The 20,658-nt window shown below is 65.2% G+C and carries 16 protein-coding genes; 10 read left to right on the top strand and 6 right to left on the bottom strand.

The features are described from left to right. The first annotated feature begins 1 nt into the window (after position 1). Positions 2–673: an alpha/beta hydrolase gene (locus ACYPXD_RS17390; RefSeq protein ID WP_459713889.1), complete on the top strand. Its 672-nt coding sequence runs from the start codon at positions 2–4 to the stop codon at positions 671–673. Between the two features lie 137 nt (positions 674–810). On the opposite strand, the gene ACYPXD_RS17385 is transcribed toward ACYPXD_RS17390, so the two are convergent. Further along, the gene (locus tag ACYPXD_RS17385; RefSeq protein WP_459713753.1) at positions 811–1,863 is read right to left on the bottom strand and encodes a helix-turn-helix domain-containing protein; all 1,053 of its coding nucleotides are present in this window, start codon (positions 1,861–1,863) and stop codon (positions 811–813) included. Between the two features lie 484 nt (positions 1,864–2,347). Between ACYPXD_RS17385 and ACYPXD_RS17380 the strand changes: the two genes are divergently transcribed. From ACYPXD_RS17380 to ACYPXD_RS17355, 6 genes are all read left to right on the top strand, one after another. Continuing rightward, positions 2,348–3,754, top strand: a complete 1,407-nt coding sequence (locus tag ACYPXD_RS17380; RefSeq protein ID WP_459713751.1) for a GH1 family beta-glucosidase — start codon at positions 2,348–2,350, stop codon at positions 3,752–3,754. A 107-nt stretch (positions 3,755–3,861) separates the two neighbouring features. Continuing rightward, the gene (locus ACYPXD_RS17375) at positions 3,862–5,142 is read left to right on the top strand and encodes an ABC transporter substrate-binding protein (RefSeq protein ID WP_459713749.1); all 1,281 of its coding nucleotides are present in this window, start codon (positions 3,862–3,864) and stop codon (positions 5,140–5,142) included. A 148-nt stretch (positions 5,143–5,290) separates the two neighbouring features. Then, complete coding sequence (locus ACYPXD_RS17370; protein WP_459713886.1) at positions 5,291–6,163, top strand: carbohydrate ABC transporter permease; 873 nt, start codon at positions 5,291–5,293, stop codon at positions 6,161–6,163. Positions 6,164–6,166: 3 nt separating this feature from the next. Continuing rightward, a complete protein-coding gene (locus ACYPXD_RS17365) occupies positions 6,167–7,147 on the top strand; it encodes a carbohydrate ABC transporter permease (RefSeq protein ID WP_459713747.1) in 981 nt (326 codons plus the stop codon). Positions 7,148–7,194: 47 nt separating this feature from the next. Beyond that, on the top strand, positions 7,195–8,340 hold the full coding sequence (locus ACYPXD_RS17360; protein WP_459713744.1) for an ABC transporter ATP-binding protein: 1,146 nt from the start codon (positions 7,195–7,197) through the stop codon (positions 8,338–8,340). A 26-nt stretch (positions 8,341–8,366) separates the two neighbouring features. After that, a complete protein-coding gene (locus ACYPXD_RS17355; RefSeq protein WP_459713742.1) occupies positions 8,367–9,392 on the top strand; it encodes a LacI family DNA-binding transcriptional regulator in 1,026 nt (341 codons plus the stop codon). Positions 9,393–9,441: 49 nt separating this feature from the next. Here the strand turns inward: ACYPXD_RS17355 and ACYPXD_RS17350 are convergent, their stop codons facing one another. The 3 genes from ACYPXD_RS17350 to ACYPXD_RS17340 all read right to left on the bottom strand — a co-directional run bounded on the left by ACYPXD_RS17350 (position 9,442) and on the right by ACYPXD_RS17340 (position 14,318). Then, a complete protein-coding gene (locus ACYPXD_RS17350) occupies positions 9,442–10,587 on the bottom strand; it encodes a porin (protein WP_459713740.1) in 1,146 nt (381 codons plus the stop codon). Between the two features lie 319 nt (positions 10,588–10,906). Next, complete coding sequence (locus ACYPXD_RS17345; RefSeq protein WP_459713738.1) at positions 10,907–12,520, bottom strand: AMP-binding protein; 1,614 nt, start codon at positions 12,518–12,520, stop codon at positions 10,907–10,909. 169 nt (positions 12,521–12,689) lie between these two features. Then, positions 12,690–14,318, bottom strand: a complete 1,629-nt coding sequence (locus ACYPXD_RS17340) for an FAD-dependent monooxygenase (protein ID WP_459713736.1) — start codon at positions 14,316–14,318, stop codon at positions 12,690–12,692. Between the two features lie 454 nt (positions 14,319–14,772). Here ACYPXD_RS17340 and ACYPXD_RS17335 point away from each other — a divergent pair, with 454 nt between their 5' ends. Both ACYPXD_RS17335 and ACYPXD_RS17330 read left to right on the top strand, forming a co-directional pair. After that, complete coding sequence (locus tag ACYPXD_RS17335; protein ID WP_459713734.1) at positions 14,773–16,164, top strand: FAD-binding oxidoreductase; 1,392 nt, start codon at positions 14,773–14,775, stop codon at positions 16,162–16,164. A 91-nt stretch (positions 16,165–16,255) separates the two neighbouring features. Beyond that, a complete protein-coding gene (locus tag ACYPXD_RS17330; RefSeq protein WP_459713732.1) occupies positions 16,256–16,999 on the top strand; it encodes an amino acid ABC transporter ATP-binding protein in 744 nt (247 codons plus the stop codon). Between the two features lie 25 nt (positions 17,000–17,024). Here the strand turns inward: ACYPXD_RS17330 and ACYPXD_RS17325 are convergent, their stop codons facing one another. Together ACYPXD_RS17325 and ACYPXD_RS17320 are read right to left on the bottom strand one after the other, a co-directional pair. Further along, positions 17,025–18,314: an MFS transporter gene (locus ACYPXD_RS17325; RefSeq protein WP_459713730.1), complete on the bottom strand. Its 1,290-nt coding sequence runs from the start codon at positions 18,312–18,314 to the stop codon at positions 17,025–17,027. Between the two features lie 82 nt (positions 18,315–18,396). Continuing rightward, positions 18,397–19,353 carry a LysR substrate-binding domain-containing protein gene (locus tag ACYPXD_RS17320; RefSeq protein ID WP_459713728.1) on the bottom strand — a complete coding sequence of 319 codons (957 nt, stop codon included), beginning with the start codon at positions 19,351–19,353 and terminating at the stop codon, positions 18,397–18,399. A gap of 202 nt (positions 19,354–19,555) precedes the next feature. Here ACYPXD_RS17320 and ACYPXD_RS17315 point away from each other — a divergent pair, with 202 nt between their 5' ends. After that, entirely contained in the window at positions 19,556–20,650 is a 1,095-nt protein-coding gene (locus ACYPXD_RS17315) for an ABC transporter substrate-binding protein (protein WP_459713725.1), read from the top strand. Positions 20,651–20,658 lie beyond the last annotated feature (8 nt).

Raw genomic sequence — 20,658 nt, 5'->3', positions numbered from 1 at the left:
CATGAACGACCCGATGTCGACGATCGAAATCGAAACCGCGCCGAATCCCGCGTTCGCCGTGATCCTGATGCACGGCCTCGGCGCCGATGCGAACGATTTCGTGCCGCTGATTCCCGAGCTGCGCCTCGCCGGCGCGCCCGGCGTGCGTTTCGTGTTCCCGAATGCGCCCGAGATTGCGGTGACCGCGAACAACGGCTATGTGATGCGCGCGTGGTACGACATCCTGTCGTTTCAGGGCATCAACCGGCAGGTCGACGAAGCGGGCATCGAGTCGTCATGCGCGGCCGTGCGCCAGCTGATCGCCGAGCAGAACGCGCGCGGCATCGCGACATCGAAGATCTTTCTCGCGGGCTTCTCGCAGGGCGGCGCGATGACGTATTCGGCCGGACTCACGCATCCGGACGCGCTCGCCGGCCTGATCGTGCTGTCGGGCTATGTGCCGTCGCAGCCGTATATCGAAAGCCGTGCCAGCGAAGCGAACCGCCATGCGCCGGTGTTTGCCGCGCACGGGACGCAAGACGACGTGCTGCCGGTCGTGCTCGGCGAAACCGCGCGCGACTATGCGCGTGCACGCGGCAACGAGGTCGAATGGCATGCGTATCCGATGCCGCATTCGGTCTGCGCGGAAGAGATCGTCGCGCTGCGCGCGTGGCTCGTGGCGCGCTTGAAGTAGCGGAAGAGCGAGCCGGTGCTCGGAGCATAAAGCGGCAAAGGAAGCGGGCGGCGCGCGCCTGAAGCGGCGCGCCCAGCCCGGGCTTGTCGCGTACCCGGGTTTGCGTACGCCCGATTTGTTCGCGCCTACGCCTACGCCTACGTCGATGCCGATGCCGATGCCGTCACGGCGTCCTGATGCCCTGCCTGCGCCCGTTGCGACGGCGACGCGTCGCCGTCGACATCGCCATGAACATCGCCGTCACCGTTCGCACCGCCCGGTTTCCGGCTCGCCGCATAAGCACGCGGCGTCATCCCATAGCGTTCCTTGAAGGCGCGGCTGAAGTGCGCGGCGCTTGCGAACCCGCACCGATACGCAATTTCCTGGATCGCGCCCTGCGGCGCGCCGGCCAGCATCCGTGTCGCGTGTTCGAGCCGCAGCGACCACGCGTAGCGCATCGGCGACAGCCCGTTCGCCTTCAGCGCGCGCGTGAGGCAACTCGTCGAGATATTGAGTTCTTCGGCGATGCGCACGACGGTCAGGTCCGGGTCGCCGATCCGGCGCGCGATTACCTGCTTGGCGCGCAGCGTCGTCGCGACGCTCGCGCGGCGCGACGCGCACGAATCGCGCTCGCTGACTAGCACATCCATCAGATCGAGGCACTGATCGCTGAGCCGCTCGAGCAGCGGCTCGCTGGCCTTGCCGGCCTGCGTGGTCAGATTGATCACGAATTCGCGCACCGCGCCGACATCGGCCGATGCCGCATCGGGACGGCACACCGTCGGAAAGCGGTGGCGCAAGCCGCGCTCGCGCAGCGCCGCTTTGGGAAAGCGCAGGACCGCGAGGCGCGTCGGCTCGCGAAACGACTCGTTGAACATATGCTGCGGATCGATCACGGCGATGTCGCCGGGCCCGAACGTGACGGTCTGGCCGCGCTGCTCGACCGACATCGTCCCGCTGCGGACGACCTTCAACAGCAGGTGCTCGCCGTTCCAGAAGTGAGGGCGCTGCATGATCGGCGAGATGCACTGCCATGCGGTCTCGACGTTGATGATGTCGGTCTGGCCGGCGTGCCTGAGATTGACGAGCGACGGCGCGGAACGGACCTCATCGAGCCGGCACTGCATGCCGTGCATCGAGATCGCGTCGATCCATGCGCTACGGCCTGATGGCGCGCCGTCCCAGCTGCTTTCGAAATAACCGGTATCCACGGCCGTACACCTCCTTTCCTGTTGGGCGCAAAGCCTTGATTAATATTCGTGCGGCATTGCGGCGCGTCGTCCCGCGAACATTCGCGCCTCGCTCCGAGGGGCGGCGAGGCGGTGTAACCGGAGACGGCACGCGGCGCCCTTTCTCGATACGGAGAACAGCGGCCACCCGGAAATATTCCGCCCGCGCCGCGCAAATTGACGAATGCTGAAATACGCATCGCACAGTCAAATTCGGTGCGGTGAGCAGTCAATTCGCGTGTATTTTCGCGTGCGGCGAACCCACTGCGACGAACGCGCCGATGCGAGGCGCATGGAGGGATCTCGCCCTTCTTATGCGCGCCGCAGCGCGTTGCCTTCCCCTCCAGACAAACCCGGATTGCTGCGTTAAAAGCGTCGCTGATATTGTCCGCAACGGACGGATGGAAGCGCTTCCATTCCTGCTGGATCAACGACCCTGCGGTTTAACCTGGTCTGAGGAGTTTCCGTGGCTCAAGACGCAGTTGAATCCCTCGATATCGGCGGCGGCAGCAACGTCGGCGGCGATCCCTTTACGCCGGCTGCCGGGTCGGCGCTCTGGCGCAAGCACTTCCTGATCGGCGCGGCGACCGCCTCGTACCAGATCGAAGGCGCGGTCAACGAAGACGGCCGCCTGCCGTCGATCTGGGACACGTTTTCGGCCACGCTCGGCAAGGTATTGCACGGCGATACCGGCGAGCATGCGTGCGACCACTACCATCGCTGGGAAAGCGACGTCGAGCTGCTCACGTCGCTCAATTTCGAAGCGTACCGGCTGTCGATCGCCTGGCCGCGCGTGATGGACGAAGCGGGGCGGCCGAACCGCAAAGGGCTCGATTTCTACAAGCGGCTGCTCGGCAAGCTGAAGGACAAGGGCCTGCAGACCTTCGCGACGCTCTATCACTGGGACTTGCCGCAGCATCTGGAAGAGCGCGGCGGCTGGCTCAATCGCGATACCGCCTACCGCTTCGCCGACTACGCGGACCTGATGAGCCGCGAACTCGCCGGCCACGTCGACGCGTGGATGACGCTCAACGAGCCGTGGTGCTCGGCGTTTCTCGGCTACGGCAACGGCCATCATGCGCCGGGCCACGCGAACCTGCGCTACGCAACGCAGGCGATGCATCATCTGCTGCTCGCGCATGGCGAGGCGCTTGCCGTGCTGCGCGAGAACGATCCCGCCTCGAAGAAGGGCATCGTCGCGAATGTCGGCCGCGGCACCGGCAACACGCAGAGCGCGGCCGATACGCACGCCGCGCATCTGTTCGAAGTGCAGCACAACGCGTGGATTCTCGATCCGTTATTGAAGGGCGCGTATCCCGCCGATCTATGGACGCTGTGGCCCGGCGCGGAACCGCTCGTGCTCGACGGCGATATGCAGACAATCAGCGCGCCGCTCGATTTTCTCGGCATCAACTATTACTTCCGCACCAACGTGCAGAGCGACGGCGCGAACGGCTATACCGAAGTGCCGCTGGCCGGCGTCGAGCGCACGCAGATGGGATGGGAAGTCTATCCGGACGGCCTGCGCGATCTGCTGACGGGTTTTCACCGCACCTACGGGACTCTGCCGCCGATCTACATCACCGAAAACGGCATGGCGTCCGACGACCAGGTCGACAACGGCCGCGTCGACGACGCGCAGCGCATTGCGTTCCTCAAGCGTCACCTCGCGGCCGTCGATCAGGCGATCGCGCAAGGCGTCGACATCCGCGGCTATTTCGTCTGGTCGCTGCTCGACAACTTCGAATGGGCATATGGTTATGAACGCCGCTTCGGCGTGGTCCATGTCGACTACCGGACGCAGCAGCGCACCGTCAAACGCAGTGCGCAACTGATCTCGAAGTTCCTGCAGGAGCGCGCCGCGCGCGCCTGATCCTGCATCTTTCGTCCTCGTTTTCATCGGGCTTGCCGGCGGCGCGCCGGCAAGCATGCAGCCGACTTGCAAAAAAAGCAGGCGCAACGCCTGGAGGAGATGGAAGAATGAAAAGCAGAAGACTCAGCGCGCGGACCCGTATCGCCGCGGCGAGCGCCGGTGCGCTCGCGCTATGCGGCGCGTTCGCCCAGTTCGTCGCGCCGGTGTCCGCGCAGGCGGCCGAGCCGCTCAAGGCGAACGTGATTCACTGGTGGACGTCGGGCGGCGAATCGGCGGCGATCCGCCAGTTTGCGCAGGCGTACGACAAGGCCGGCGGGCAGTGGGTCGACAACGCGGTGGCCGGCGCCGACCAGGCGCGCGCGACCGCGATCAACCGCATCGTCGGCGGCGATCCGCCGACCGCCGCGCAATTCAATACGTCGAAGCAGTTTCACGACCTGATCGACCAGGGGCTGCTCAATAACGTCGATACGGTCGCCGCGAAAGAAAACTGGGCGGCCATTTTCCCGCAGTCGATTCTCGACAGCATTCGCGTGAACGGGCATTACTACGCGACGCCGGTCGACATTCACATGCAGGGCTGGTTCTTCTATTCGAAGCCGCTGTTCCAGAAAGCCGGCATTGCGAACGAGCCGCAAAACTTCGACGAGTTCGTCGCCGACCTCGACAAGCTCAAGAAGACCGGCGCGATTCCGCTCGCCTTCGGCGGGCAGCCATGGCAGGAAAAAATCACGTTCGACGCGATTTTCGCGGACGTCGGCGGGCAGGACCTGTATCTTAAGGTCTACCGCGATCGCGACGTCAACGCGGTAAAGTCCGATGCCTTCAAAAAGGTGCTCGCGTCGTTCAAGAAGCTGCACGATTACGTCGACCCCGGGTCGCCGGGCCGCAACTGGAACGATGCCACCGCGCTCGTCATTTCCGGCAAGGCCGGCGTGCAGATCATGGGCGACTGGGCGAAGGGCGAGTTCTCGGCGGCGAAGCAGTCGGCGGGCAAGGACTTCGGCTGCTTCCCGGGCTTCGGTCCGCATTCGCCTTATCTGGTGGCCGGCGATGTGTTTGTCTTTCCGAAGACCGACAATCCGAATGCGATCAAGGCGCAGAACCTGCTTGCGACGATCATGACGTCGCCGACCGCGCAAGTCGCGTTCAGCGCGCGCAAGGGTTCGATTCCGATCCGCCCCGACGTCGATACGGGTCAGCTCGACATGTGCGCGAAGGAGGGCATTGCGATCATGAAAGACAAGTCGCGGCAGTTGCCGAATCCGGAGATGCTGATCTCGCCCGATGTGCAGGGCGCGCTGACCGACGTCATCACGAACTTCTGGAACAAGAACCAGTCGGTCGACGACGCGCAAAAGGCCTTCGCCGGCGCGCTAAAAGGTTGAACGGACGATGGGCGCGCTGAAGTCGCAGGCACTCGCGGACGTGGCAGGCAAGCCGCGGCATGGTGGCGCTCATGCAGGTGCTCATGCAGGCGCGGGCGGTGAAGGTGCCGCCGCCGCGCGCCGTCGCCGGCCCTTGCGGCCGCGACGTATGCGCTGGCCGCTCGCCGCATGGATCGCGCTGCTGCCGATGCTGTTGACGGTCGTGTTCGCGTATCTCGGCACGATGGTCTGGACCGCGCGCGTGTCGCTCAGCAACTCGCGCACGTTTCCGTCGAACGACTTCGTCGGCCTGACACAATACGTGCGGCTCTTTGATAACGACCGCTGGCTCGTGTCGCTGCAGCATATCGTGCTATACGGCGCGTGTTTTATCGTCGCGTGCATCGTGATCGGCATGCTGCTCGCGATCTTTATCGATCAGCGCGTCTCCGCCGAAGGCGTGTTGCGCACGATCTTTCTCTATCCGTATGCGATGTCGTTCGTGGCGACCGGGCTAGTCTGGCAGTGGATCTTGAATCCGTCGCTGGGCGCGCAGGCCGTGCTCAGAAAGATCGGCTTCGCGCATGCGCATTTCGACTGGATCGTCGATCAGGACCGGGTCGTCTATACGCTCGTGATCGCGACGGTCTGGCAGGCGTCGGGGCTCGTGATGGCGCTGATGCTCGCCGGACTGCGCGGCGTGGACGACGAGTTGTGGAAGGCCGCGCGCCTCGACGGCATTCCGCGCTGGCGCGTCTATATGAGCATCGTGATTCCGATGCTCGGGCCGTCGCTGTCCACCGCGTTCGTGCTGCTGTTCGTGATGGTCGTGAAGCTCTACGACGCGGTCGTTGCGATGACGCAGGGCGGCCCCGGCACCGCGAGCGAAGTGCCCGCGAAGTTCATCATGGATTATCTGTTCGGCCGCGCGAATATCGGGCTCGCGTCGGCAGCGTCGCTGGTGATGCTGCTGACCGTGCTCGCGATCCTTGCGCCGTTTTTCTATGCAAGAAGCCGCGCCGCTGCGCGAAAGGACGTGTGACCCATGAGCACGCTCGATCCTGCTGAAGGCGCCGCCTCCTTGCCGCAAGGCCGCCGTCTTGCCGAAGCCGCCGCGGAAAGCACGGCAGCCACCGCAACGGCGGCACGCGCGCGCCGTCCCCGTCCGCGCCGCCCGCGCTTTGCGCCGGCGCGCCTCGGCATCTACGCGTTCCTGATTGTCTGCGCGCTGTTTTTCCTGCTGCCGCTCTACGTCATGCTCGTGACGTCGGTCAAACCGATGGACGAAATCCGCCTCGGCAATCTGCTCGCGTGGCCCGCGCATGCGACGCTGCGGCCGTGGGTCGACGCATGGCAGGCCGCATGCACCGGGCTCGACTGCAACGGCATTCAGGTCGGCTTCTGGAACTCGGTGCGCATCGTCGTGCCGAGCACCGTGCTGTCGATTGCGGTCGGCGCCGTGAACGGCTATGCGCTGTCGTTCTGGCGGCCGCGCGGCGCGGGGTGGCTGTTCGGCGTGCTGCTGGTCGGCGCGTTCATTCCGTATCAGGTGATGATCTACCCGATGGTGCGCGTGCTGGCCAGCGTGCACCTGTTCAGCTCGCTGCCCGGCATCGTCGTGATTCATACGATTTTCGGCATGCCGGTCATGACGCTGCTGTTCCGCAACTACTACGCGGGCATTCCGCTCGAGCTGTTCAAGGCCGCGCGCATCGACGGCGGCGGCTTCTGGCGCATCTTCTTCCAGCTGATGCTGCCGATGTCGCTGCCGATCATCGTGGTCGCGATGATCCTGCAGGTGACCAACATCTGGAACGACTACCTGCTCGGCCTCGTATTCGCAGGCACGAAAAACCTGCCGATGACCGTGCAGCTCAACAACATCATCAATACGACGACCGGCGAGCGTCTGTACAACGTGAACATGGCCGCGACCATTCTCACGTCGCTCGTGCCGCTCGCGGTGTACTTCATTTCGGGGCGCTGGTTCGTGCGCGGCATCGCATCCGGTGCGGTGAAAGGTTGAATTCGCCGTCACGTGGACGTAACGGAAACGCAAGGTAAGGGGTGGAGATGGCGACAGTAGCGAATTCCGCGGGCCTCGCGAATGTGGCGGTGCGCGACCTCAAGGTGCAGCTGGGCGCGAACACCGTCATCGACGCGCTCGATCTCGACGTGCGCGGCGGCGAGTTCGTCGTGCTGCTCGGCCCGTCCGGTTGCGGCAAGTCGACGCTGCTGCACAGCATCGCGGGGCTGATCGACGTGAGCGACGGCAGCATCGAGATCGGCGGCGAAGACATGACGTGGGCGGACCCGAAGGATCGCCGCGTCGCGCTCGTGTTCCAGTCGTACGCGCTGTACCCGACGATGAGCGTCGAGCGTAATCTTTCATTCGCGCTGCGCATCAACGGCACGCCGAAGGCCGAGATCGAGCGGCGCGTCGCGCGTGCGTCCGACATGCTGCAACTGGGGCCGCTGCTCAAGCGCAAGCCCGCGCAGCTATCGGGCGGCCAGCGGCAGCGCGTCGCGATCGGCCGCGCGATCGTGCGCGAGGCCGACGTGTTCCTGTTCGACGAGCCGTTGTCGAATCTCGACGCCAAGCTGCGCACCGAACTGCGCCGCGAGCTCAAGCAACTGCACCAGCGTCTGAACGCGACGATGATCTACGTGACGCACGATCAGGTCGAAGCGATGACGCTCGCCACGCGCATGGCCGTGATGAAGAGCGGCGTGATCCAGCAGTTCGGCACGCCGGCCGAGGTATACGCACGGCCCGAGAACCTGTTCGTCGCGACCTTTCTCGGCTCGCCGGCGATGAATCTGCTCAACGGCACGCTTGCGGTGCAAAACGACGGCGTGCAATTTGTCGGTGCACATTTGACGCTCGACGTATCGCGCTATCCGTTTCGCGCGGCGCCCGCCGCGGGCCGGCCCTGCGTGCTCGGCGTGCGGCCCGAGGACGTGCGCGTGCGGATCGGCGGCAGCGGCGCCGAAAGCGCCGGCATGCCCGAAGCGGCCGGCAGCGCCGGCGAGCGTGCGAAAGTGTCGCTTGTCGAACCGATGGGCAACCACCGCGTTATTTGGCTCGATTATCATGGCGCGCAGATCGCGTCGATCGATCAACAAAAAACGCCGGTCGCGGTGGGCGACACCACCGCGTTGACGGTCGACGGCGCGCATATCTCGCTGTTCGACGAGGCCAGCAGCATGCGCCTCTGACCAGCACCGGCAGACGGAGGCACTGTGTGGCAACCCTGAAAGACGTGGCGCGGCGCGCCGGAGTCGGGCTTTCGACGGCTTCGCGCGCGATTTCCGGAAAGGGGCCGGTATCGGCCGATGCGGCCGCGCGCGTGCACGCGGCCATCGCGGAGCTGAACTTCCGGCCGTCGTCGATCGGGCGGGCGATGGCGACACGCTCGCTTGGCATCATCGGCCTGTTCGTGCCGACCTTCTTCGGCTCGTACTACGGCACGATCCTGAAAGAGACCGACACGCAGTTGCGCGCCGTGCACCGTCACGTGGTGGTTGCGACGGGCTGCGGCGAGGCGTCGCCGCGCGATCAGGCGATGGAAGCGGTGCGCTTTCTGATCGGACGCGATTGCGACGGCGTGGTGGTAATCAGCCACGATCTGCACGACGAAGATCTGCACGCGCTGCACCGCATGCATCCGCGTGTCGTGTTTCTGAATCGCGCCTTCGATGCGATGCCCGACGCGTCGTTCTGCGCCGACCATCGGCGCGGCGGCGAACTCGCGGCGTCGACGCTGCTCGCGCACGGCCACCGGCAGATCGCGGTCATTTCCGGCCCGTTCACCGCATCGGACAATATCGAGCGTCTTTCCGGCTTCTTCGACGAACTCGCGCGCCACGGCATTGCGCGCGAAACGGTGCCGCTCGTCGAATCGGACTTCTCGCCCGAAGGCGGCTATGCGGCCGCACAAACGCTGCTCGACTCGAAGCGGCCGTTCACCGCGCTGTTCGTCGCGAACGACACGATGGCGATCAGCGCGCTCGCGAAATTCCAGCAGGCGGGCATTGTCGTGCCGCGCGACGTCTCGGTAATCGGCTACGACGACGACTACGCCGCCGCGTATGCTGCGCCGGCGCTGACGTCCGTGCATATTCCGACGGCCGAGCTTACGCAGAACGCGGTCCGGTGGCTGATCAACCGCTGTTATCGCACCTCGTGGGATATCGAGCGCGAGTTTCCGGTGACGGTGACGATGCGCGCGTCGGTGGGACCGGCGCCGCGCATCGCGATCAACGTGTAACGGCGCGCGGCCATTTTCAGGCCGGTGCGATTCCCGGAATTAGAAGGAATCAGAAGCGCGTTCTCAAGCCGACGGTCCCGACAACCTGATTCGCGGTCGACGATGCGCCGCCCGAGTTGTTGATAAACGCGACGTAGCCGTGACCCGTCGCGTGCTGGTACATCGCCTCGGCATAGACGTCGGTGCGCTTTGAGAACGCGTAGAGCGCCTGCACGTTGATCTGATTCCACTTCGGATCGGCGCCGAACGTGCTCGTCTGCGTGACGTGTCCGTCGGTGTACGTATACGCGGCGCCGAGCGTGATCGCGGGCGTCAAGGCGTACTTGCCGTTCAGCTCGTAGTTATCGAAGCGCAGCGTGCCGTTGTTCGAGCCGAATGCCTTCGTGCCCTGGAACTGGCTATGCGAATAGACGAAGCCCACCAGCGCGGGGCCGTACCCATAGTTGATACCGGCCGTCGCGGTGCGCTGCACGTCGGAGCCGAGCACGAAGCCGCCGGTGCCGTTCGACGGCGATTCGTTGGTATCGATCACGCCCGCCGTATTCGTGCTGTTCGAGCCGTCGATCTGCAGGTAGCCCGCGCCGACATTGAGCGTCCCGTAGTGGTAACTGGCGCCGAAGCTGTAGGCGCGATTGAGCGCGAAATCGTCATTGTTCGAGAATGCGTACAGGCCGCCGAACTTGAAGCCCGCGAAGTCGGGGCTCGCATATTTGACCGCATTGTTGATGCGAAAGCCGTGGTTCAGGTTGTCATTGTCGAACGGGTGCGCGAAGCCCGTGTCGCCGAACGAGCCTGAAACGGCCGACAGCGGCAACACGAAGTCGGTGTTCGAATCGTACTGGCGGCCCAGCGTGATCGCGCCCAGCCGGTCACTGCTCAAGCCGACAAACGCTTGCCGGCCGAACAGCTTGCTGTCCTGCCCGAGCTTGCCGTTCTGCACGTTAAAGCCGTTTTCAAGCAGGAAGATGGCCTTGAGACCGCCGCCCAAATCTTCCGCGCCGCGCAGTCCGAAGCGGCTGCCATTGATTTCGCCGCTCGTTGCCTGAAACAGAGGACCGTGTGCATTCCCCTTGGTGACGTTGTTCGTGTAGATCAGGCCCGCATCGATGATGCCGTACAACGTCACCGAACTTTGGGCATGAGCAGTGGACGCGGCGGAAACAATCGCCGCGGCAGCAACCATCTTTTTGACCATCCTGATTCCTCTCGCATGAGTCTGTTGTTCAGGCTGGCCAGTATTGAAGGCTCGTGCGGCTTAAGGAAGCAGGGATCGGTAAACAGACCGTTTCTGATTCGTCGTTCAATCGCAATATTCGTGAAGGGGAAATCGCGAGCGCGACGTTTCCGCGCTGGAAAAACAGATGTGAATAAGTTTCCGAGTGTGCGAGCGTGGTTAACTTGACAGATATGACAAAAATTAGAACGCGGGATGCACGGCCTGCGGATGAGGGACTTAAACAAGCTCGTTGGAGCGTGAGAAAGTACGCGCGTTACCCGGCACGTTCACGCACGTTTCACGATTCCGCGGCGAACCGTTCCCGCAGCACGTATTTCTGGACCTTGCCCGAAGGCGTTTGCGGAAAGCTGTCGACAAAGCGCCAGTGCCGCGGCGTCTTGAATGCCGCGAGATGCCGGCGGCAGTGGTCGAACAGTTCGGTCTCTTCCAGTTGCGTGCCTGCCGCGGTGCGAATGAACGCGACCACCACTTCGCCCCAGGTCGCGTCCGGCGCGCCCACGACGGCGGCATCGGCAACGCCTGGATAGGTCACGAGCACGTCCTCGACCTCGCGCGGGTAGATGTTTTCGCCACCGCGAATGATCACGTCCTTCAGCCGTCCGTGAATGCTGCAATAGCCGTCGGGATCGATGCTGCCGAGGTCGCCCGTGCGCAGCCAGCCTTGCGCATCGATGGCGTGGGCCGTTGCTTCCGGGTTGTCGAAGTAGCCGCGCATCACCGCGTAGCTGCGCACGTAGATCTCGCCGACCTCGCCGAGGGGCACGACCGCATCGGTGTGCGGGTCGACGATTTTCACTTCCGCGTTCGGCATCGGCCGGCCCACCGTCAGGGCGCGCCGTTCGAACGGTTCGTCGGGACGCGTGTGCGTGATATACGGTGAATGCTCGGTGAGACCGAAGCCGATCGTGACGCGCGCGGGCACCGTGCGCTCGATGCGCTCGACGAGTTCCGCGCTCACCGGTGCGCCGCCGATCCCGGCAAGCCGCCATGACGACACGTCGCGCCGCGCAAGCGTCGGATGCTCGAGCAGCGCAATCGCCATGGTCGGCACCGACAGCGTGACCGAGCCGCGCTCCGATTCGATGAGTTCGAGCATCAGGCCCGCGTCGAAGCCCGGCAGCATCACATGCGTGCCGCCCGTCTGCAGCGCACCGAGCGTAACGAGGCCGCAGCCGGCGGTGTGAAACATCGGCAGCGGGTTGATCCAGACGTCGCGCTCGCGCGCGCCGCTCGCCTGGGCGGAAAAGCGCGCGTTATTGACCAGCCCGCGATGATGAAGCATCGCGCCCTTCGGAAACCCGGTCGTACCGGACGTGTATTGAATCTGCGCGATATCGTCGGGTTTCACGGCGGGCAGCCGCGCGCCGGCCAGCTCGTCGGCGCTTGCGTACGGCAGGTCGTGGAGCGAGGCGATCTCGCGCAACGCGGGCAATTGCGCGCGCACGCCGGCGAGCGTGGCGAGCATGTCGCGGTCGCGGTAGTGCGGGATGGCGAAGCAGCCGGCCGCGCGCGACTGTTTGAGCACGTACGCGAGCTCCGCTTCCTTGAATGCCGGATTGACCGTGACGAGCACGAGCCCCGCCAGCGCCGCGCCGAATTCGAGCAGCAGCCATTCGGGGCAGCTATCGCTCCAGACGGCGATATGTTCGCCGGGTTGGAAGCGCCGCGAGAGTCCAAGCGCGATCCGTTCGGACGCGTTCAGCAATTCGCCGTAGGTCCACGCGCGGCGCGCGTGACGATCGGCCTTGCCTTCGACCAGCGCGATTTCGCCCGCGAATACGCGGGCCGCGCTGCGCAGCACGTCGCCGACGGTTCGTTCGATGACCGGGTTCGATGTGTCGGGCAGCCAGTGTGAATGCGTGAGGCGAGAGCGGGCGGAATGCGGAGTCATCGAGCGATTCCCTTCGGGGCGTTATGGGCAGGTCCGCGACGAGGCGTTTTCCTGTTCACGACAACAACGAAGCGCCCCCGTTTATTCCGCCAAACGGGGCGAACGCATGATGGATCAACGTTTAGCGATTTTTCGATACGGCCAGTCAATTCATACCGCGCTGCGACGGTCAGACGATCTGTGCCTGTTTTAACCACGCATGGATGGCAGCGGCCGAAACCTGCGTGCTGCGCCAGCCGATATAACCATCGGGCCGGATGATCCAGACCGTGCCGCCGGTTCCGTCATGCGCGCCGAAGGCGGCCGCAAAGGCGCTGGCCGTATCGGTCAGCAGTGTGAATGCTTCGTCGCGTGGCGGCATGCAGCCGGGCGCTGCGATCAGCAAAGCCGAGGACGCGGAGCCGAGCGCCGCATGCAACGCGCGGTAAGCGTCGGCGAATGCGGCAACCTGTGCGGCGAGTGGCGCGTCTTGCCCGTCGAGATAGCCGATCAGCGTATGCCGGCCGCGCCCGATGCGGTCGTGAAGCCGCAGCGGATGGCCGACGAATGCCTGCGTGAGGCCGCCTGCGTCGGGCGCGCGGTCGCCGGGCACCGGTGCTGCGGGCGGCAGTTGCGGGCATTCGTCGGCGACGATCGCGCTATCGCGATAGCCGACCAGCAACTGCGTTTCGCGCATGCCCGGCAATGCCGCCTGCTGCGCGAGCACGTTGTTCATCGCGCGCGTCGTCGCTTCGACGACATCGAGGCCGACCGGCCGCCGCTCGCCGGAATAGCTGTCGAGCAGCGCGGGCCGCGCGAGCCCGCGTGCGACGAGCGACAGCTTCCACGCAAGGTTGTGCGCGTCCTGCAAGCCGGTGTTCATGCCCTGGCCGCCCACCGGCGGATGAATATGCGCCGCATCGCCCGCGATAAACACGCGCCCGTGGCCGTACGAGGGCACGATGCGGTGGCTCACGCGATACACCGACGACCAGCGCTGATTCGACAGGCGCGTGCCGTCCGGCAGCGCGGGCAGCATCAGCGCGCGGATATGGTCGAGATCGGGCGCTTCGTTCGCGTCGAATCGAGCCGCAAGCTGCGTAGCGCGTTCTTCCGACGAAACGATCACCGACAGCCGATAGCGCTGCGCCGAACCGTGCACCGGCACGGCGGCGAGCGACGACACCTCGCGCGTGGCATCGGACCAGTTGAAGCGGTACATCGGGCCGCGCGGCAGTGCCCAGTCGACATCGAGATCGGCGAGCGCGAACGTTTGCGGATAGCGTGCGCCTTCGTACGGCAGATTCAGTTGCGCGCGCACCGCGCTGCGCGCCCCATCGCAGCCGACCAGCCACCGGCAACGCAGCGTGTGGGTTTCGCCTTGCGGTCCACGCAAAAGTGCCTCTACGTCGTCGTCGGCTTCGCTAAAAGCCTCGAGCGTCCAGCCATAGTCGACGTGGCCGCCGTGCCGCCGCAACGCGGTTTCGAGCAGCCGTTCGGTGTCGAATTGCGCAAGCGAGAGCGCACCATAGGGCAGCCCCGGCAGTAGCGACAGCGGCATGCCGCCCGCGGGCGCGCCGTCCTGCCAGGTTTCGATGCCGGTTAGCCACACGCCCGCGTCGATTGCGGCATCGGCGATACCGATATCGTCGAACACTTCGAGCGTGCGCGCGGTCACGCCCAGCGCCTTGCAGAAGAACGTGCGGGTCGTCTGCCGATCGATTACGCATACGTCGATGCCGTCGCGGCGCAATTCGGTGGCGAGCAGCAGGCCGACGGGGCCCGCACCGGCGATAAGCACTTCTGCGGTGTTCTGCATGATCCGTCGTCCTCCGTTTGTGATGCGTCGGCGTGGAAGTGCGGTGCAAAGCGTGTGTGCGGAAGCGTACATTCGCGCGCTGCCACCGGCCGTCACGATGATAGGCGATCCGTCCGCGCATGACGAGCGCGCGCCGCATGCTTTGTTTGCTCGGGAAGTTAGGATCGCTTTGCTTTAACGCGCGTGTCACATTCGAACGTGACCCTGCAGCTGTGCTGCACCGCAGTAAACGCAGCAATCACAGTACGATCGAACGCCTGCCTGCATGCGACGCACGCGAGACGTCAGGGCACATCGCGTCGTCCATGGAATAACGCATGGAGGCTGGCTGTTCTGGTTGCATTGCCGCCGTTCGCTTCGCTGCTTTCTGGTTCCGACGGCGCGGCCCGACTCAGCCCTCCGGTGACATCCGGACCGTGAAGTCACCCCTTCGACTCTTTCAGAGGAAGAAATAATGCACGCAGCCACGCTGAAGCAGCGCGACGGCACCCACGTCGACCCCACCGCCATCGCCACCTTCCGCAGCGAATTCAAGGGCGAGGCGTTGTCGCCCGGCGACGACGGTTATGAAGCGGCGCGCACGATCTGGAATGCGAGCATCGACAAGCATCCGGGCCTGATAGCACGCTGCGCGAGCGCGTCCGATGTGATTCGCGCAGTCAAGTTCGCGCGTGCGAACGATCTGCTCGTCGCGGTGAAGAGCGGCGGGCACAATGTCGCGGGCCGCTCGCTGTGCGACGACGGCCTCGTCATCGATCTGTCGACGATGAAGCGCGTATCGGTCGACGCCGGCACGCGCACGGTTCATGTGCAGGCCGGCGCGCTGCTCGCCGACCTCGACCGCGAGACACATCTGCATGGCCTCGCGGTACCGGCCGGCGTGGTGTCGAAAACGGGTGTTGCGGGACTGACGCTCGGCGGCGGCGTCGGCTTTCTCGTGCGCAAGTATGGGCTCACGATCGACAATCTGCTGTCGTGCGAAGTGGTGACCGCGAACGGCGAGCTCGTCACCGCCAGCGCCGATTCGAACCCCGATCTGTTCTGGGGGTTGCGCGGCGGCGGCGGCAATTTCGGCGTCGTCACGTCGTTTGTGTTCCGCGCGCATCCGGTGAAGACGGTGCTCGGCGGCTTGCTGCTGTATCCGCGCGCCGATGCGCACGGGGTGCTGCGCCATTTTCGCGAGTTCATGGCCACCGCGCCCGAAGAGCTGACCGCCTATGCGGGCTTGCTATCGACGCCGGACGGTGTGCCCGCGGTCGGCATGATCGTTTGCTATTGCGGCGGCGATCTGACCGAGGGCGAGCGCGTGCTCGCGCCGCTGCGCCAGTTCGGCACGCCGATGCTCGATGCGATCGAGCCGATGCCGTTCCCGGTCATGCAGTCGTTTCTCGAGCAATCGTTCCCGGACAAGTCGTACAACTACTGGAAATCGACGTTCGTCAAATCGTTCGGCGACGATGTGATCGATCTGCTGATCGATCATATGGAGCGTCCGAAGTCGCCGCTGACGGCAGTCGTGATCGAGTACTACGCGGGCGCGCCGACGCGCGTGCCGGCCGCCGAGACCGCGTTTCCGCATCGCGACCATCTGTATTACATCAACATCATGCCGCAGTGGCTCGACCCGGCCGACAACGATCAGCATGTTGCGTGGGCGCGGGGTCTGTTCGATGCGCTGCGGCCGTATTCGAACGGCGCCTATCTGCCGAATTTCTTCAGCGACGAAGTGCCCGAGCAAAGCCGGGTCGCCTATGGCGATAACTATGCACGACTTGCCGAGCTGAAGAAGAAATACGATCCGACGAACCTGTTCAGTCTCAATCAGAACATCAAACCTGGCCGCTAGCCGATCCGGCTGCGATCCGTCTTGCCCTGCGATTCGTCGCAGTTTTGCCTCGCGCGCGGTTGGGGGCTGCGCGCCGGGCGGGAGTTCACGCATGATTCAGATCAGTCATCTGTCGAAGTGGTATGGCGATGTGCAGGCGCTCGACGACTGCAGCCTGTCGCTGAAGCGGGGCGAGGTCGCGGTGCTGTGCGGGCCGGCCGGGGCCGGCAAGTCGACCCTGATCAAAACCATCAACGGCATCGAAGCGTTCCAGCGCGGCGAAATCACGGTCGGCGCGCGGACCCTGAAGCCGGGGCGCCGCGTGGCATCCGAGCATCGGATGCGGGTCGGCGTCGTGCTGCAGGGCGTGCATCTGTTTTCGCATCTGACCATCCTCGACAACCTCGATCTCGGGCAGACCCAGGTGTTGCGCCGCTCGCGTGACGAAGCGAGCTTGCGCAGCCGCGCGCTGCTCGGGCGCGTCGGGTTGCGCGCGTGCGAGGGCAAATATCCGCATGAACTGTCGCGCTCGCAGCAGCAATGCGCGGGGATTGCCCGCACGCTCGTGATGGACCCCGACGTGTTGCTGATCGACGATCCGACGGCGGGAATCGAAGTGGAGCGCGCGGGCAGCGTGCTCGGCATCATCGCGGACCTCGCGCAGGAAGGGATGACGATGCTGATCGTCACGCACGAATACGGCTTCGCGCGGGAGGTGGCGGACCGCATGCTGTTTATGGCGGGCGGGCGCATTCTCGATGACCGGCCGCCCGCGCAGTTCTTCGATACCGCCGCGCGGTACGAAGACGAACGCGAGCACGCGTTTCTTGCGCAGACGCTCGTGCATTGCGGTTAGATCGAGGCGCGGCGCGGCGCGATATTTACGCGCGCGCCGCCGCGGCCGTTAGCTTCGCCTCTTCGACCACGGTGTCGTCGATCGGAAAGTGCAGCAGCGCCGCGAACAGGCTGGCCAGCGCCGTTGCGCCCCAGACCAGCGAATACGAGCCCGTCACGTCGAATACGAAGCCGCCGAGCCACGCGCCGAGAAACGAGCCGAGCTGATGGCTCAGAAACACGACGCCGAACAGCGTGCCGAGATGCCGCGTGCCGAACACCTTCGCCACGAGTCCACTGGTGAGCGGCACCGTGCCGAGCCATGTGAGTCCCATCACCGCGGCGAACAGCACCACCGACAACGTCGACTTCGGCAACAGGAAGAATGCGGCAATGGCCGCGCCGCGGATCAGATAGAGCCAGCCGAGCACACGCTGCTGCCGGTAGCGTCCGCCGAGCCAGCCGCACGCCCAGCTGCCGGCCATGTTGAACAGCCCGATCAGCGATAGCGCCGTGGCGCCGAGCCCGATCGGCATATGGCACAGGAACAGATAGCCGGGCAGGTGCGTGGCAATAAACGCGAGCTGGAAGCCGCAGGTGAAAAAGCCCAGCGTGAGCAGCCGGTAGCCGCGGTGGCGCGATGCATAGGCGAGCGTTGTGCGCAGCGAGGCCGGCTGTGTGTCGGGCGATGCCGTGATCGCGGTGGCCGCCGCGGCGCGCGGCGCAGCGGCGCGTTGCGAGCGCTCCCGGCGATCGAGCACGATGCCAAGCGGCGCCGCGAGCAGCATCACGAACGCGAGCACGAAGAGCGATGTACTCACGCCCGAATTGAGCCGCACGGTCTGCGCGAGCGGCACCATCAGCACCTGGCCGAGCGAGCCGCCCGCGCTTGCGATGCCCATTGCGAGACTGCGTTGTTCCGCCGATGCCACGCGTCCCACCGCGCTCAGCACGACACCGAAACTCGTGCAGCTGATGCCGATACCGACCAGTACCCCCAGGCCCAGCACAAGCATCCAGCCCGACCACGAAGCGGCCGCGAGCGCGAGACCGGCGGCGAATACCGCCGCGCCGAAGGCGACCACCGGCGCGGCGCCGTGACGGTCGGCAGCCGCGCCTGCAAACGGCTGCGCGAACCCCCAGACGAGGTTGTGCAGCGCAATGGCAAACGCGATCAGCGTGACGGGCACGCCGCGGTCGAACGAAAATGGCCCGATAAAGAGGCCGAAGGTTTGCCGCACGCCCATCGCCGCGCTCATGACGAGCGCCGCCGCGATAATCACGAGCGTCAGGTGGGTTTTGAAGGGTTGCGCGGGACTGCGCAGGGCCGTCGACATGGTGGGTTCCTCCTCGCGGCCATAGTGGCAGCGGTGCGGAACGCCGACAAAGGAAAAGATTTTGACGACAGGTGAGAAATTTTCACGCCCCGTCCGGTTGGTTCGGTCGATCGGAACCGGTTGTGTCCGCAACGGGTTCCACGAGCGCCGCTTCGGCGAGCAGCCAGCGCCTGAACGCAAGCATCTCGGGGCGTTCGTCGGTGTGCGCGCTGACGAGCCAGTAGGCCGGTTCGGCCGCGACGATCAGCGTGCTCGCGGCGACCAGCGTGTGGGCGGCAAGGTCGGCGTCGGCGAGCGGCAGCCGGCCGATCGCGACACCGAGGCCGCCAGCGGCGGCCTCGAGCGCAAGCTGAACGGTGTCGAAGCGCAAACCGCCCGATGCATCGATGTGCTCGCCGCGCGCCTGCGCGCCCGCACTGTCGAGCCAGGTTTGCCAGTCGGCGCTGGCCGTATCGACGTGGATCAGCGTCGCGCGGCGCAGGTCAATCGATCTATCGTTACGGTCGATCAAGGTCTCGAGATACGCCGGGCTGCAGACCGGCACGAGCCGCTCGCCGAACAGCCGGTCGCACGTCGCGCCCGCGATCGGGCCGCGCGACAGACGCAGGGCGAAATCGAAGCCGTCGGCTGGAAAGCCGACCAGCCGGCGCGACGTATCGACCGTCACATTGACGTTGGGCCAGCTTTCGCGAAAGCGCGCGAGGCGCGGCACGAACCAGCGCATCGCGAGCGTCGGCGCGCAGCTGACGGCGATGGTCCGGTTCGCGCGCCGGTCGGGCAGACGCTGCGTGCCGATCGCGATCAACGCGAAGGCCTCGGCGATATACGGCAGATACAGCTTGCCCTCGCGCGTCAGCGACAGTCCGCGCGGCTCGCGCACGAACAGCTCGACGCCGAGCGCCTCTTCGAGCCCGACGATGCCGTGACTGACCGCGCTCGGCGTCACGTTGAGTTCCGCCGCGGCGAGCTTGAAGCTTTGATGCCGCGCGGCCGCTTCGAAAAAGCGCAGTGACGACAGAGGCGGAAGGCGAAGCGGCATCGAGGGTTCCCGGTGGCGGTGCGGATCGGTAAAGGGTAGCGCGAGCCGCGCGTCAGGCGGCGCGACACTGAACGATATCAAATCCGATGAAATAATCAGGCATCACACGTGTTGTTTTCAACGATGCTCACTGCCCATGAGGCTCGAAACCAACGTGAAAGAACACCGGCCCGAACGCCTGAATCCGCCCATGAGTCCGTACATGAATCCTCAAACCGGCAAGGTTGGCCGCATCGAGCGCCGTCGCTCGGTCCTGCGGATGCTCGGCGCCGCCGCGATGGCGCCGTTCGCCGGCTCGCCGATCGTCCGCGCGGCGACGGCGCGTCAACTGAACATCTACAGCTGGCCCGATTATTTTTCGACGAACGATCTGCGCGCCTATGCGCAGCAGTCCGGCGTGACGCCCGCGGTGTCGACGTTCAATTCGAACGAGGTGCTGTTTGCGAAGCTCAATAGCCCGGCGGGCGCGGGCTTCGATATCGTGATTCCGTCATCGAGCTGGATCGCGCAGTTCGCCAAACGCGGGCTGTTGCAGGAACTCGATCACAGCCGGCTCGATCTGGCGGCGCTCGACCCAAAGCTGCTCAATCGCGAATACGATCCGGGCAACCGCTATTCGATACCGAAGGATTGGGGGCTGCTCGGCGTGCTTTACGATCCGCAGGTCACGGGCGAGATCGTCACGTGGGAAGACTTCTTCAAGGCCGGCGAAAAGCCGGGCGTCTCCGGCAAGGTGCGCCTGTCGGTGTCGGGCTGGGAGACCATCGGGCCCGAGCTCTGGATGCGCGGACAGGACTGGAACAAGGCGAGCGCGGAGCAGATTCGCGCGGCAGCCGAGCCCGTCAAACGCTTTGCGAAGCACGTGAAGACCTTCGCGACCTTGCAGCCCGATGCGGCCGCCAACGGCTCGATCGTGCTTGCGCAGACGCATCAGGCCGGCGCGCGTGCGGCGATCATGCTGAATCCGCGGCTCAAGTGGGCCGTGCCGGGTCCGTTGAGCGAACTGTGGGTGGACAACTACGCGATCGCGAAGCACGCGCCGCATATCGACGACGCGTACGGTTTTCTCGCGTATCAGCTACGGCCGGAGGTGCAGGTGGCCGAAACGCGCTACCTCGGCTTTCCGGCCGCCATCGCGGGCTTGCGCGACAGGATCGGCCCCGATGTGCATGATGCCGATCTGATCTTCGGCGGCAAGGGCCTCGACTTCAGCAAGCTGACGTCGTTCGTCGTCAACCCGGAAACGATCGGCGTCTATCTGCAGATGCAGACGGAAATCCGCGCGGCCGCGGGTTGAGCGCGAGG

The organism is Paraburkholderia sp. 2C (genome assembly GCF_054589215.1).
The sequence above is the reverse complement of the archived record's forward strand: the minus strand, read 5'-3'. Positions and strand labels throughout refer to the sequence as shown.